The following is a 13,383-nucleotide window of genomic DNA, read 5'->3' on the forward strand; positions in this document are numbered from 1 at the left end:
TTCAGAAAGGTTGACGACGGATGGAGTCCGACCTGCACACGGTCCTCCTGGTGGAGGACGCCCCCTTCTTCCGGAAGATGCTGGGCGACTACCTGCGGGACATGGGGTTCAAGGAAGTCGTGGAGCTGCCCAGTGGCCGCGCCGCGCTCAAGCACCTGGAGACGGCCGCGCGTCCCGACCTCGTCTGCCTGGACCTGACGCTGCCGGACATCTCCGGGTATGACCTGTGCGAGCACATCCGCCGCACGCCGCTGATGGCGGACGTGCCGGTGCTGGTGGTGAGCGCCCGGGACTTGCCGGAGGACAAGGCGCACGCCGAGGAGGCCGGCGCCGACGGCTACCTGGGCAAGCCCTTCACCCAGGAGGAGTTCACCCGCCGGGTGCAGTCGCTCCTCAAGAGCACCGGGGCCCGGAGGAAGCCGTGACGCACCCCGCGCCCGGGGCTCCCGGGCCGCGCCCCCAGCTGGTGCCGCCGCGGGCCGCGTTCACTCCGGAGCGCCCGGAGACGAACGCGCCCGCGGACCTCATCGACTGGGGCTTCGCCATTGACGCGGTCTTCTATTTGAAGAACGCGGTGCTGCGGCACTGGTTCCTCGCCCTCGTGGTGATGGGCGCGGTGTCCGCCATGGCGGTGGGCGTCAGCAAAATCATGCCGCGCAAGTACCGCGTGGAGACGCGGATGCTGACGCAGCGCAACTTCATCATCTCCTCGCTGGCCAACCCCGGGCGCTCCATCCCCGTGGACGCGGACCAGCCCACGCGCGCCGCGTGGGAGATGGTGATGAAGCACGACAACCTCCGGTCCATCGTCGCGAAGGCGAAGCTGGTGGAGTACTGGGAGCTGCAGCGCTCGCCGCTGAACCGGCTGAAGGAGAAGGTGCTGCGCAAGCCGCCCGCGCCCATGTCGGACGACGACAAGCGCGACGCGCTCACCGCCATGCTGGAGCAGGCGATGATTGTCGGCGTGGAGGGCGGCACGGGCACCGTCTCCATCGGCGTGGAGTGGAGCGACCCGCAGCTGGCGCTCAACATCGTGCAGGAGGCGCAGCAGAACTTCCTCGACATGCGCCAGGCGGCGGAGATGGGCGCGGTGCAGGAGGCCATCACCATCCTGGAGAAGCAGGTGGTGGACGAGGCCGAGGGCATCCAGCAGGCGATTGGCCAGCTCAACGCGGCGGTGAAGCGCGTGGAGGCGCGGCGGAAGAAGGAAGAGGCGAAGCAGGGCCGCCGGGGAGGCCCCGCGGCCGCCGCCAACGCCGCGCTGGGCATCAACACCGACCACCTGCTGGCGCAGATGCGCTTCATGATTCAGACGAAGCGCCGGGCCATTGGCGACGTGGAGGACTTCCGCTCGCGGCGGCTGACGGAGCTGCGCAACCAGCTCTCCGAGCAGCGCGTCATCTATTCGCCGCAGCACCCCATCATCACCGACCTGGAGCAGCGCATCTCCGCGCTCCAGGAGGACTCGCCGCAGTTGATTGCGCTGCGCTCGGAGATGACGGAGCTCATCAACGAGTACGTGCGCAACGGCGGCGACCCGGGCGAGCTGGAGTCCGGGCTGGCGACGGCGGCCCTGGGCGGCGCGACGTTCGGCGGGCCGGCCACGTCGGATGACCCGGAGGTGTCGGTGGCGGCGGACCGGGTGCGCATGCTGGTGATGCGGCACCAGGAGAAGATGCGGCGGCTGGACCAGGCGCGCACGGAGCTGGAGATTTCCCGCGCGTCCATGAAGCACCGCTTCAGCGTGCTGTCGCCGCCCACCTTCCCGGAGCGGCCGTCCAAGCCGAAGGTGCAGCTCATCGTCGCCGCGGGCGTGGTGGGCGGCATCGGCATGGGCATCTTCGCGGCGCTGGCGCTGGACATCATCCGCCGGCGCATCCTGGAGAAGTGGCAGGTCGAGCGGATTCTGAAGCTCCCCGTGCTGGCGGAGCTGGAGCGGCGCTGAACAGCGCGCTCGGGGGTGCATGTCGTGACATCGTGGACGTGGCTGGACGTGGCGCTGTGCGTGGCGCAGCTTCCCGTGGCGGTGGCGTGTGGCTATCTGCTGACCCTGACGCTGCGCTCCTACCGGCCCCCACCGCCGGCGACGCGCGTCGGGCCGCGGAAGTTCGACATCATCATCCCCGCGCACAACGAGGAGCTGGGCATCGCCCGGACGGTGACGAACCTGTCCGCGGTGGACTACCCCGCGCACCTGCGGCGCATCATCGTCGTGGCGGACAACTGCTCCGACGCGACGGCGCAGAAGGCCCGTGAGGCGGGCGCCTTCGTCCTGGAGCGGCAGGACACGGAGAAGCGGGGCAAGGGCTACGCGCTGGCCCACGCCTTCGAGTTCAGCCAGCAGGACGGCTTCGCCGAGGCGGTGGTGGTGGTGGACGCGGACACGGTGGTGACGCCCAACCTGCTGACGGCGTTCGCCATGCGCATCGAGGGCAAGGAGGGCGGGCTTGAAGGGGCGCACGCCATGCAGGCGCACTACGGGGTGATGAACCCCACGGCGTCCTGGCGCACGCGGCTGATGACCATCGCCCTGGGCATGTTCCACAAGGTGCGCTCGCAGGGCCGCGAGGCGATGGGCGTGTCGTGCGGCCTGCGCGGCAACGGCATGTGCTTCACGCACCACGCGCTGGCCCAGGTGCCGCATGACGCCTTCAGCGTGGTGGAGGACCTGGAGTACGGCATCCGCCTGGCCCGCCACGGCTTCCGCGTGCACTACGTCTGGGAGGCAGACGTGCTGGGGGAGATGGTGTCCGCGGAGAAGCAGAGCCGCTCGCAGCGTCAGCGCTGGGAGGGCGGGCGCGCGCAGATGCGCAAGCTGCACGGGTGGCCGCTGCTGAAGGACGGCCTGCGGAAGCGGGACGGGACGCTGCTGGACATCGCCATGGACGTGCTGGTGCCGCCGCTGAGCCAGCTGGTGCTGGCCGCGGTGGGCTGCGCGGTGCTGGCCGGGGCGTGCGCCTGGTGGACCCGCGCGCCGATGCCGTGGGCGCTGGGCGTGGCGGGCTTCAGCGTGGCGAGCCTGGGCGCGTATGTCCTGCGCGGCTGGTGGGTGTCCGGCGTGGGGGCTCGGGGCCTGCTGGACCTGGCCTGGGCGCCTGTCTACGTGGTGTGGAAGGTGTGGCTCATGCTGCGCGGCCCCGGCGCGGAGAAGCGCGGCGAGTGGGTGCGGACGTCGCGTGAGGGGGAGGACCGGTAGCACATCGTTGGATTGCGCGCAGGCGTTGTCACGCGGGCGCATGCTCACGTCAACCCTGGTGGGTATCTCGAAGCGCGCCCCAGGGACACGAACGCCTCCGCGCGTCCCTGGTACCGAGCTCCGTCACGAAGTGGTCGTGCTCGAGGGATGGCCCTGAGAGTCGGTCGCGAGGAGCTGGCGTTGCTCGAAGCGGTCCAGGGCCACGTCCAGCGTCCCGTCGACGGCGCGATTGACCCAGCGGACCATTCCATAGGTGCCGGCGAGGGCAGCGTCGTGGAGGGATTGCAGGGTGCCCACGGGGGCTTCGAGGACGGGAATCAGCCGCAGCACCTCGAAGGGCTTCGCGGCGGTGGAGCGGTGGATGCGCTCCACCGCCGTGGCGCCCTGCTCCACGGCATCGTGCACCAGGTCCTTCAAACCCCGTAGGCGAGTCATGCGACCTCCACTGCGAGCGACTCGCGCAGCCGCGCGTAGACCTCCGCGTGGTGGGCGAGGGAGACGTGGTCGATACCGGCGACCACCTTGACGTTTTCCGGGGGGAACAGCGGGCTCGTATCCCGAGGGCCGGTGCGTCCGGAAGCGCTCGCCAGGGGGACGACGCCGTCGCCGAACATCGCGGACAGCCACTTTCCCTGCTCGCCGAGCGCTCCGACGATGAGGTGGTGGGCGATGCCCGGCGGAGGTCGCAGGGGCGTGCAGGGGGACGTGGTGTCTTCCCAGTCCTGGCGGCGCAGCCGGGCGACGCCCAGGTCCTTCACGCCGCTGCTGCGCAGGTCGACGACATCGGCGACCAGGCGCGTGTAGGGATTGGGCACGGCGCGGAGCACCTGGGCGACGACGGTGCCCATGCGCTCCAGAGGACTGCCGAAGTGGGGCACGCCGATGGAGTACGAGCGCCGCACGAGGGAGAGCCAGGACAGGCACGTCTCGGAGGCGATGTGGCAGGCGCTGCGCAGGACGAGGCCGCCCATGCTGTAGCCGACGAGGACGAGCTCGGTGATGGGGACGGGGAACTCGGCGACGAGGCGCTCGAGGAGGTGCGCGAGGGCCTCCCCATTGTCGGAGATGTGCAGGCCGGTGTTGTAGCGGAGGTAGAGCGGCGTGAAGCCCGCGTCGCGCTCCAGGAGGGAGCCGTAGTCAGTGGTGGGCTCGGAGGGGAAGGCCCAGACGGCCTCGGTGACGGCGAGCCCGTGGACCCAGAGGGCCACGCGCCCCGTGGAGTGGGGATGGGCGGCGCGCACGGCCTCGCGCTCGACGGGGAGGGGGCGGCCCTCGTGGAAGAGGCCCATGGGCGTGGCGAGCGCGTTGTTCTGGCGGTGGAGGTAGTCGCCCAGCACGCCGTTGAGCACGCCGAGCGCCAGGTCCACCTTGCCCACGCGAGGCCTGGGCGGAGCGGGGAGCGCCGCTTCGACTGGAGAGGCCGAGACCACCGGGAACCCAGGCTCGGAGCCTGGGGCTTCAGGTACTTCCGAAGTCGTCATTCAACACCTCCACGCGCAGCATGACCTGTTGCGTCATGGAAGTCGAATCACGGCCTGGACGCAGGGAGGCTCCCGCCCCGCCTACGGCCGCGCCTTCAGTCCGCCAGCGGCATGCCCCAGTCCGGCTGACCGCGCTCGCCCTTCACCCAGCGGTACACCTCCAGCACCTGCTCCGCCTTCGCCTTCCAGGTGAAGTACTTGAAGATGCGCTCCCGGGCGCGCTCGCCCATGGGGCGGATGACGGACGGGTCCGCCGCCAGCTTCGTCAGCACCTCGCGCACGCGCAGGACAATCTCCTCCGGCGTCCCCATCTGAATGGCGAAGCCGGTGGCCGGGCTCACGATTTCCCCCGGGCCGCCGTAGTCCATGACGATGGGCACCAGCCCCAGCGCCATGGCCTCGCACACCACCGCGCCGCCGAACTCGCGCACGCTGGGGAAGCCGAAGACGTGATTCTGGGCCAGCCGGCCCTGGAGCTCCTGGTGCTTCACCCAGCCGGCGAAGGTGACGCCGGACTCGATGCCCTCGCGCGCCGCCTGCGCCCGGAGGTTGGCCATCTCCTGGCCGTCACCGATGTACTCCAGCACCACCTTGCCCTCGCGGATGAGCGGCGCGGCGGCCTCCATCAGCATGGCCATGCCCTTGTAGGGCACGAAGCGGCCCACGAAGGCCACGCGCAGGGGCAGCTCCACCGGGCCCTCCGACTTCGCCGTGCCGAAGCGCCGGGTGTCGATGGCGTTCTCCGGCACGTACACCGTCTTGCCCTGCCACTGCCCCGACACCTGCCCCCGCGTGGCGCGCGAGCCGGTGATGATGGCGGACGCGTTCTCCCGCGTGGACTTGTAGAAGGGCATCAGCTTGTAGACGTCACGGATGTAGCTCAGCCACTCCTTCTCCCGCCGCCGCGCGCCGCCAAAGCCCTTGGGCCAGGGCAGGCCGCCGTTGAGCGGCCCCATGACGAAGGGCACGCCCGCCTTCTTGCACCGCGCCGCCAGCGTGCTGGGCGTGGTGGGGCTGATGGGCGTGTAGCGGTGCACCACGTCGAACTCACCCGCTTCGATGCGCGGGCCGAAGCGGTGCCAGAGCACCTCCTCGAAGTAGTAGTAGGGCAGCGCGCTCAGCGCGGTGGCCGTCGTCCAGCCCACCCCGGTGCGCCCCCGCAGCACCTCGCCCACCTTGTCGAGCGGCTTCTCCACCGGCGAGGAGTCCAGCGCGGTGAACTGCGAGCCCTCCTGCACGCCCTGCTTGAGGATGTTCTCCCGGTTGCGGACGTGGGTGACCAGGTGCACCTCCGCCACGTCGGCCAGCGCCCGGTAGAGCGACCAGCCTTCGAGCGGGACGCTCACCCAGTCAGGGTTGCACAGCTCGGCAATCAGGAGGACGCGTGGGCGGGGAGCAGGCATACGTGCCACTCCATCTATCCCAACCCGCGCTCCGGATGTAGCCTCCTCCGGCTCTCGATGTACGCCCCCGACCGGCCGCCCTACCTGCGCTACGGCGCGCTGCTCGCCATCCTGGTGCTGGCCACCGTGGGCGGCGCCGTCATCCACCCCGTGGTCGCGTTGGCCCCCGTGCTGTGCCTGGGGGTGGTGTGGGTCATCCTGAAGGTGCCGGTGAAGTACCCGGTGCTGGTGGTGACCTGGCTCGTCCTCGCGGTGGACTACGTGCCAGAGCGGCCCCAGTCGGGCCTGTGGCCCTCACCGCTCCACCCGCTGGGCGAATTGCTGTTCGCGCAGCTCAGCTACATCACCAAAATCGGGGCGCTGCGCTTCCCGCTGGTGGACGTGCTCATCCTCGGGTTGATGGGGTTGGCGATGTACCGGCGGGTGACGAAGTCCACCATCGACCCGGTGCCGCTGCCCATGCCCCGGCCGCTCATCGCCGTGGTGGCGCTGTCCCTGGTCGCCATCCTCTGGATGGAGGTGCGCGGCATCGCCCGGGGCGGGGACATCAAGAACTCGCTGTGGCAATGGCACCAGGCCGCGATGATGCCCTTCATCGTCGCGATGTATCACTACGCCATGCGGGGCCCGGAGGACTGGCCCGCCTTCGCGAAGACCATCATCCTGGCCGGCATCACCAAGTCCGCGGTGAGCACCTACTTCGCCATGGTGGTGGTGCACGAGCTGGGCGTGGAGGTGGAGTACACCACGTCCCATTCGGACTCGATGACGTTCGTCTTCGCCCTGCTGGTGGCGTCAATGCGCTTCATCGAGAAGCCCAAGTCCGCGCACATGCTGCGCGGCCTGGCCATCATCGCCTTCATTGGCATTGGCATGATTTTCAATGACCGGCGCCTGGCCTACGTCAGCTTCGCCGGCTGCCTGCTGGCGGCCTTCCTCATCAACCCGTGGACGCCGCTGAAGCGGTTCCTGGTGCGGACGCTGCCCTTCTTCGCGCCCTTCGTCGTCGTGTACATCGCGGCGGGGTGGAGCTCCGGCTCGTCCGTCTTCGCGCCCGTGCAGACCATCCGCTCGCTGATTGAAGGCCAGGGCGGCGAAGGCAACCTGGACTACCGCGACATCGAGAACCTGGACATGATCGCCACGTGGGCCCAGTTCCCCATCCTGGGCACCGGCTACGGGCACGAGTTCCTGGAGCCCATCCCCCTGCCGGACATCGCCTTCGTCTTCCCCCAGTACCGCTTCCACCCGCACAACTCGCTGCTGGGGCTGTTCGCGTTCGGAGGGATGCTGGGCTACACGGGCGTGTGGCTGTACCTGGCCGTCACCGTCTACCTGGTGGTGCGCTCGTACCACCGCGCCACGGAGTCGGAGTACCGCGCCGCCGCGCTCATCATCGTCGGGCTGGTGGCCACGTACATCAACCAGGTGTTCGGGGACATGGGCATCATCTCGTACATCTGCACGTTCCAGATATCGCTGGCCGTGGCCATGACGGGGAAGCTCGCCGTGCACACCGGCGCGTGGCCCATGCCGCACAGCCGGCTGCTGGGCCCCGCCCCCGCCGCGCCCGCGCCCCCGCCGGGCGCCATCACCTACCCCAACGAAGACGACGCCAAGGCCCCCGCTGCGCGCCAGTCCTGAGCCCGGCGCCGCGGCGTCATGGGGTCCGCGCGTCTGGCGCCACTGGCAGCACGACGTGGAAGGTGCTGCCCGCGCCCTCGCCACCAGGGGACTCCGCCCAGATGCGCCCGCCGTGGCATTCGACGATGCCGCGCGCAATCGACAGGCCCAGGCCCAGGCCGCCGTAGGCAATCCCGTGCGCGCGGTTGAAGCGCTCGAAGATGTCCTCCAGCTTCTCGCCGGGGATGCCCAGCCCGTGGTCCACCACCTCCACGTGGACGCGCCCCGCCTCCTCGCGGGCGGCGAGCCGGATGCGCCCGCCCTCCGGTGAGTAGCGCAGCGCGTTCGACACCAGGTTGGTGAACACCTGGTCCAGCCGCTCGCGGTCTCCGGGCACCACCAGTCCTTCGGGGGCGTCCAGCTCGATGTGCTGGCCTTCGGGCAGCGGCTCGAAGTGCCCGGCCACGTCGCGCAGCAGCGCGCCCACGTCCAGCGCCTTCGGCTCCAGGTGCAGCTCGCCCCGCTGGATGCGCCTCACGTCGAGCAGGTTCTCCACCAGCTTCGCCATGCGATTCACGCTGCGGTGGACGCCTTGCAGCGCCTTGTCCACGCCCGGCGCCAGCGTGTCGCCCGCCTTCAACGAGGCCAGGTGCGCATACCCCCGCGCGGCCTGCAGCGGCGTTCGCAGCTCGTGCGCCGCCATGGTGAGGAACATGTCCTTCGCTTCACTGACCGCCCGCAGCGTCTCCACCGCGCGGCGCGCGTCGTCGATGTCCGTCGCCGTGGAGACCCAGCCGGCGAGCTGGCCCTGCTCATCGCGCTCGGGAATCGTGCGCGTCAGGAACCAGCGGTACGCGCCATCCGCCCCCCGCAGCCGGCACTCGTGCTCCAGCGAGGCGCCCGCGCACTGCGCCACCTGCCAGGCGCTCCGAAGGCTGGGGATGTCCTCCGGGTGCAGGCGGGACAGCGTGTCCTTCCACTTCCGCCCCTGCTCCGGCGACAGCCCCGCGTAGTCCAGCCAGCCCCGGTTGGCGTAGCCGATGGTGCCGTCCAGCAGCAGCTCCCAGACGAACTGGGGCATGGTGTCCACCAGCCGGCGGAAGCGCAGCTCGCCCTGCTGCTCCAGCATCCGGCGCTCGTGCTCCCACAGCGCGGACTCGTGCCGCTGGAGCCGCTGCTGATGGAGGTACAGCCCGACGAAGGCCTCCACCTTCCAGCGCAGCACGTCCGGGTGGAAGGGCTTCACCACGTAGTCCGCCGCGCCCACCGTGTAGCCGTGCATCAGGTGCGCCTCGTCGCGGCTGTGCGCGGTGAGGAAGAGGATGGGCGTGTAGCGGGTGCGCTGGCGCTGGCGGATGAGGCGGGCCGTCTCGAAGCCGTCCACGCCGGGCATCTGCACGTCCAGCAGGATGACGGCGAACTCCTCCCGCAGCAGCCACCGCAGGGCCTCGGGACCGGAGCACGCCCTCACCAGCCGCTGGCCCAGCGGCTCCAGGACGGCCTCCAGCACGAGCAGGTTGGCCGCGTTGTCGTCCACCAGCAGGACACTCGTGGCGAGCGGCTCCAGCCGGGTGGGCGCATGGAACGTGGGTTGCTCGGGCATGGTCACCCGCGACGCCTCCCTTCGTGCATGACCCCTGGCGGTAATGCGCCTCCGGCGATTTGGCAACGGATCCGGGCGGCCGTGCCGCGGGGCTCTGGCAGGCGGGCGGCCTCAGCGGCCCCCGGTCAGGACGCCCCCATCATGGTGCCGTCCCGGGGCGCCCACCAGTCCGCCCCAAGGCCCGCACCGGGCCAGTGACGGCCCGACAACACCTCCCCGCGCGGGCGGGAGGCCCTGCCGTGTGGCCCGCTACACCACCGCCCGCTGGAGCATCCGCGCGAGCATGTCCGCGCTGCGCTCGCTGCTGAACGTCGTCTCCACCTTGCGGCGGCCCGCCTCTCCCAGCCGGTGGGCCTCCTGGGCGTCGCGCGCCACGGCCTCCAGCTTGTCCGCCAGGACGCGGGGCTGCTGTGGAGGCACGAGGATTCCATCCACGCCGTCATCCACCAACTCCGGCACGCCGCCCGCGCCCGTCACCACCACGGGCACGCGCATGGCCATGGCCTCCATGATGGCCACGCCCAGCGGCTCCTGGAGGCTGGCCAGCGCGAAGAGGTGCGCGCGCTCGATTTCACCGCGCACCGTGTCCTCGCTCACCGCGCCCAGCAGCGTCACCGCGTCGCCCAGGCCCGCCTCCTGGATTCGAGCCTCCAGCACCTTGCGGTACGTGGTGCCTCCGGCCTCGTCCTCGCCCGCGATGGACAGCCGCGCGTCCAGCCCCTTCGCGCGCAACATGCCCACCGCGTCGATGAGGTCCGCGTGGCCCTTGCAGGGGTTGAGGCGTCCGCAGGAGAAGATGCGCAGCGGGCCTTCACCCGTCCACGCCGCGTAGGGCACGGAGCGGTTGAACTTGCCCAGCTCCACGCCCATGGGCGCCAGCTCGATGCGCGACGGCAGGGCGCCTGCCAGCGCGTCATTCACTTCCTGGAGCAGCTTCTTCGTAATCACGAAGGCGAACCGCGCGTGGCGCCACTTCTCGCGCTGGTTGGGGCCGTAGTCGTCCAGCGGCCCGTGCAGCGTCAGGCTGTAGGGCAGCCCCGACAGGAGGTGCGCAAAGAGCGCCACGTGCGCGGCGTTGGCGCACGAATGGACGTGGACGTGCGTCCAGCCGCGCTCCCGCGCCAGCGACGCCAGCCGGCCGCCCATGACGGCGAAGGCCAGCAGCTGCGCGCGGCCCTTCGCGTCCAGCCCCTCCGCCCGGGCGATGGAGGCCAGGCACCGGGCCCAGCCCGTGGGCATGGCGCGGGCCACCTCCGCGGCGGCTTTGGCGACCCCCAGGGGCCCCGGCGGCGCCAGGTACTCCGTGCGCGACATGGCCTCGCGCGCCCAGCTGTGCGAGATGATGCGCGCGGGAGGCGGGCGCGTGGACACCAGCTCCGGCGTCACGCCCTTCCCCGGCAACGCCTGCAGCTCGCGCCAGAAGAAGATGTGCGTCTGTCCGGGGAACTCGGGAATCAAATAGCCAATCTTCTGCACAGCGGATGGCATAACACGCCTGCCCGCCCCCGACACGGCGTGGGTGGGGGTGTACCCAGCCTGTCACGCGGCCTTCCCGCGCGGTGGGAGGGGCTTCGCGGGCCCCGCCGGGTCGCCCGAGGCGCGCGCCACGCGACGCCCGGCACGGGAGGCCGTGACCTCCGTCTGTCACGGCGACGCACCCTGGCAGCCAGGCGGGCCACCGCGCCCCGGACTGCCCGGAGAGGCCGTTGGGCCGCCGCCACGCGTTGCGCTATACCGAGCCCCTCCCCATGGCCGCCGATTCCAGCGCACCTCCCGCCGACGCCACCTCGACCGACAGCGCCATTCCGTCCCCGGCGCTGCAACGGCTGTGGTTCGCCCTGGAGCGCCACGCGTGGACCTTCCTCACGGTGGTGCCTGCCCACCCGGGCGCCCCGGGGCTCGAGGCCGCCACGGCCGTGCTGGAGGCGGGCGCGCCCTACGCCTACACGCAGAAAATCCACCTGGAGGACGCCACCGGCCTGTCGCCCACGGCCGCCGCGCAGAAGGTGCAGGAGCTGCGCGAGCGCGTGTCCCGGGGTGAGCGTGTCGTGGCCGTCATCGACTCGCTGATGACCCGTCCGGCCAGCCTGCCCCTGGCGCTGGCCGCGGACGGCTGCCTCCTCTGCGTCACCCTGGGCGAGACGGACTTCGGCGCCGCCAACAAGACGCTGGAGTTCGTGGGCCGCGAGCGCTTCCTCGGCAGCGTCACCTTTCCCCGGCTGACGAAGAAGCAGCGCCGGGCGTCTTCCCAGAAGAAGAAGGCATGAGCTCCACCTCCGCGCCCCGGCTCAGCGTCGTCATCGCCACGTACAACCGGCTGCCCCTCATCACCCGGCTGCTGTGGCAGCTGGCCGGGCAGACGCTGCCGCCCGAGCAGTTCGAAGTCGTGGTGGTGGACGACGGCTCCCAGGAACCCACCCGCGAGCCGCTGCAAGCCCTGGCCCTGCCCTACACCCTGCGCGTGGAGGTGCAGCAGAACGCGGGCGCCGCCGCCGCCCGGCACCGGGGCGTCATGGCCGCCCGGGGCGACGTGGTGCTCGTCACGGATGACGACATGCAGGTGGCCCCGGACTTCCTGGAGCGGCACCTGGCGCACCATCCGGAGGGCTCGCGCACCGTGGTGCTGGGTCGCATCCGGCCGGACCCCTCCATTGGCGACATGCCGTTGTTCGAGCGCTGGTACGCGTACCTCAACAACCGCATGGCGGAGGAGCTCTCCACCCCCGGCGCCCGGGCCCGCGGCGTCCACCTGTTCACCGGCAACGTGTCCTTCCCCCGCGCGGACTACGTGGGCGTGGGCGGCTTCGACAAGTCGTTGGGCCAGTCGGAGGACGTGGAGCTGGGCGTGCGGCTGGAGAAAGCCGGCTGCGCCTTCGTCTTCGCGCGTGACGCGCATGTGCTGCACGGCAGCGACCACGTGTCCTTCGAGCGCTGGCTGAAGCGCGCGCACCGCTACGGCATGTTCGACACGCAGGTGGCCCGGAAGCACCCGGACGTGCGCGACGTCAATCCGTGGCGGCTGCTGTTCCAGACCAACCCCCTCACCCGCCCGCTGCTGGCGGCCACGCTGGTGGCGCCGGACGCGTCGCGCGTGCTGACGCGCGCGGTGATGCACGCCGCCAACGCCGCGGACAAGCTGGGCCTGGAGAAGGCCGCCTTCGCTGGCACCTCCGTGGTGTACGGGATGGAGTATCTGCGCGGCGCGCGCGGCGAGGCCGGCGGCTGGGCGGGCATCGCCCGCGAGGTCGCTCGCTACCTGCAAGGCCGGGGGGAGTAGTCACACACCATGCGGAAGGCCAGGGAATCGATGATTGGCTCGCTCGTCACGGATGCGCTGGAGCTGGCGAAGGCCGCCAATGGCAGCTCGGACGCGAAGTCCATTGCCAAGGTGGTGCTGACCAGTGACTCGTACCGCATCACCGCGCTCAACCGCGCCCGCGAGGCCGCGCTGGCCTACCACATCCCCCTGCTGAACCACGTCCTGCGCGTGGCGCAGACGGCGGTGATGGGGATTGAGATTGGGAAGGACGTCACGCTCGGCAAGGGCGTGTACTTCGTGCACAGCCTGGGCGTCGTCATCGGCGGCGACGCGCGCGTTGGCGACCGCGTGCGCTTCTACGGGAACAACACCGTGGGCACCGCGAAGGACAACGGCTATCCCGTCATCGAGGATGACGTCTGGATTGGCGCGGGGGCCCGCATCCTGGGGCCGGTGCGCATCGGCGCGCGCTCGCGCATCGGCGCCAACGCGGTGGTGCTCCAGGACGTGCCGCCGGACAGCGTGGCAGTGGGCATCCCCGCCCGCATCTTCCCGCGCAAGGACTCGGACGAAGTCGCGCTCTAGCGCCACGGGCGCGGTGACGGCAGCGCGTCCTTCGAGTCGCAGTGAGGCGTTCGCGGACGAAGTCACGCGGTGGCGCGACGAGGCGAGGCGGGCGGCTCGTGGAGGAGGGTGTGATGCGTTCGCGGACGAACTCGTGCGGTGGCGCCAACGCGCCCATGGAGGATGGTGTGAAGCGTTCGCGGATGGAGTCGCGCGCTGGCGCGGTGACGGCAGCGGCTTCAGGAAGGACGGAG

Annotated in this window: 12 protein-coding genes; 7 read left to right on the top strand and 5 right to left on the bottom strand. The window is 70.9% G+C overall.

The genetic code is table 11. The features are described 5' to 3' along the window. The first annotated feature begins 20 nt into the window (after window positions 1-20). From epsW to epsU, 3 genes are read left to right on the top strand one after another with little or no spacing between them, the layout of a single operon-like run. Window positions 21-425 carry an exopolysaccharide biosynthesis response regulator EpsW gene (gene epsW, locus KGD87_RS26235; RefSeq protein ID WP_284663459.1) on the top strand — a complete coding sequence of 135 codons (405 nt, stop codon included), beginning with the start codon at window positions 21-23 and terminating at the stop codon, window positions 423-425. Next, complete coding sequence (gene epsV / locus KGD87_RS26240) at window positions 422-1,945, top strand: PCP family exopolysaccharide biosynthesis protein EpsV (protein WP_284663461.1); 1,524 nt, start codon at window positions 422-424, stop codon at window positions 1,943-1,945. The genes epsW and epsV overlap by 4 nt, the downstream gene beginning before the upstream one ends. Before the next feature lie 15 nt (window positions 1,946-1,960). Further along, the gene (gene epsU / locus KGD87_RS26245; RefSeq protein ID WP_284663463.1) at window positions 1,961-3,196 is read left to right on the top strand and encodes an exopolysaccharide biosynthesis GT2 family glycosyltransferase EpsU; all 1,236 of its coding nucleotides are present in this window, start codon (window positions 1,961-1,963) and stop codon (window positions 3,194-3,196) included. 123 nt (window positions 3,197-3,319) lie between these two features. On the opposite strand, the gene KGD87_RS26250 is transcribed toward epsU, so the two are convergent. The 3 genes from KGD87_RS26250 to epsH all read right to left on the bottom strand — a co-directional run bounded on the left by KGD87_RS26250 (window position 3,320) and on the right by epsH (window position 6,080). Continuing rightward, window positions 3,320-3,631 carry a hypothetical protein gene (locus tag KGD87_RS26250; RefSeq protein ID WP_284663465.1) on the bottom strand — a complete coding sequence of 104 codons (312 nt, stop codon included), beginning with the start codon at window positions 3,629-3,631 and terminating at the stop codon, window positions 3,320-3,322. After that, the gene (locus KGD87_RS26255; protein WP_284663466.1) at window positions 3,628-4,677 is read right to left on the bottom strand and encodes an esterase/lipase family protein; all 1,050 of its coding nucleotides are present in this window, start codon (window positions 4,675-4,677) and stop codon (window positions 3,628-3,630) included. Before KGD87_RS26255 ends, KGD87_RS26250 begins: the two co-directional genes overlap by 4 nt. A 95-nt stretch (window positions 4,678-4,772) precedes the next feature. After that, window positions 4,773-6,080, bottom strand: a complete 1,308-nt coding sequence (gene epsH / locus KGD87_RS26260) for an exopolysaccharide biosynthesis glycosyltransferase EpsH (RefSeq protein WP_284663468.1) — start codon at window positions 6,078-6,080, stop codon at window positions 4,773-4,775. A gap of 57 nt (window positions 6,081-6,137) precedes the next feature. On the opposite strand from epsH, the gene wzy reads away from it, so the two are divergent. Next, window positions 6,138-7,724 (top strand): exopolysaccharide repeat unit polymerase, encoded by a 1,587-nt coding sequence (wzy, locus tag KGD87_RS26265; protein WP_284663470.1) that lies wholly within the window; start codon window positions 6,138-6,140, stop codon window positions 7,722-7,724. Between the two features lie 16 nt (window positions 7,725-7,740). Here wzy and epsF read toward each other — a convergent pair whose 3' ends face one another. Further along, window positions 7,741-9,306 (bottom strand): response regulator EpsF, encoded by a 1,566-nt coding sequence (epsF, locus tag KGD87_RS26270; protein WP_284663471.1) that lies wholly within the window; start codon window positions 9,304-9,306, stop codon window positions 7,741-7,743. Between the two features lie 249 nt (window positions 9,307-9,555). Then, window positions 9,556-10,794: an exopolysaccharide biosynthesis GT4 family glycosyltransferase EpsE gene (gene epsE / locus KGD87_RS26275; RefSeq protein ID WP_284663472.1), complete on the bottom strand. Its 1,239-nt coding sequence runs from the start codon at window positions 10,792-10,794 to the stop codon at window positions 9,556-9,558. 260 nt (window positions 10,795-11,054) lie between these two features. Between epsE and KGD87_RS26280 the strand changes: the two genes are divergently transcribed. From KGD87_RS26280 to epsC, 3 genes are read left to right on the top strand one after another with little or no spacing between them, the layout of a single operon-like run. Continuing rightward, window positions 11,055-11,573 (top strand): hypothetical protein, encoded by a 519-nt coding sequence (locus tag KGD87_RS26280; RefSeq protein WP_284663473.1) that lies wholly within the window; start codon window positions 11,055-11,057, stop codon window positions 11,571-11,573. Then, window positions 11,570-12,583: an exopolysaccharide biosynthesis glycosyltransferase EpsD gene (gene epsD, locus KGD87_RS26285; protein WP_284663474.1), complete on the top strand. Its 1,014-nt coding sequence runs from the start codon at window positions 11,570-11,572 to the stop codon at window positions 12,581-12,583. The genes KGD87_RS26280 and epsD overlap by 4 nt, the downstream gene beginning before the upstream one ends. A gap of 9 nt (window positions 12,584-12,592) precedes the next feature. Then, window positions 12,593-13,150 carry a serine O-acetyltransferase EpsC gene (gene epsC / locus KGD87_RS26290; RefSeq protein WP_284663475.1) on the top strand — a complete coding sequence of 186 codons (558 nt, stop codon included), beginning with the start codon at window positions 12,593-12,595 and terminating at the stop codon, window positions 13,148-13,150. Window positions 13,151-13,383 lie beyond the last annotated feature (233 nt).

The sequence above is a fragment of the Myxococcus sp. SDU36 genome, from assembly GCF_030168875.1.
GTDB lineage: Bacteria > Myxococcota > Myxococcia > Myxococcales > Myxococcaceae > Myxococcus > Myxococcus vastator.

Coding starts and splice junctions, on each gene's coding strand:
- epsW (WP_284663459.1), top strand. CDS start 21: ATGGAGTCCGACCTGCACACGGTCCTCCTGGTGGAGGACGCCCCCTTC.
- KGD87_RS26250 (WP_284663465.1), bottom strand. CDS start 3,631: ATGACTCGCCTACGGGGTTTGAAGGACCTGGTGCACGATGCCGTGGAG.
- KGD87_RS26255 (WP_284663466.1), bottom strand. CDS start 4,677: ATGACGACTTCGGAAGTACCTGAAGCCCCAGGCTCCGAGCCTGGGTTC.
- epsH (WP_284663468.1), bottom strand. CDS start 6,080: ATGCCTGCTCCCCGCCCACGCGTCCTCCTGATTGCCGAGCTGTGCAAC.
- wzy (WP_284663470.1), top strand. CDS start 6,138: ATGTACGCCCCCGACCGGCCGCCCTACCTGCGCTACGGCGCGCTGCTC.
- epsF (WP_284663471.1), bottom strand. CDS start 9,306: ATGCCCGAGCAACCCACGTTCCATGCGCCCACCCGGCTGGAGCCGCTC.
- epsE (WP_284663472.1), bottom strand. CDS start 10,794: ATGCCATCCGCTGTGCAGAAGATTGGCTATTTGATTCCCGAGTTCCCC.
- KGD87_RS26280 (WP_284663473.1), top strand. CDS start 11,055: ATGGCCGCCGATTCCAGCGCACCTCCCGCCGACGCCACCTCGACCGAC.
- epsD (WP_284663474.1), top strand. CDS start 11,570: ATGAGCTCCACCTCCGCGCCCCGGCTCAGCGTCGTCATCGCCACGTAC.
- epsC (WP_284663475.1), top strand. CDS start 12,593: ATGCGGAAGGCCAGGGAATCGATGATTGGCTCGCTCGTCACGGATGCG.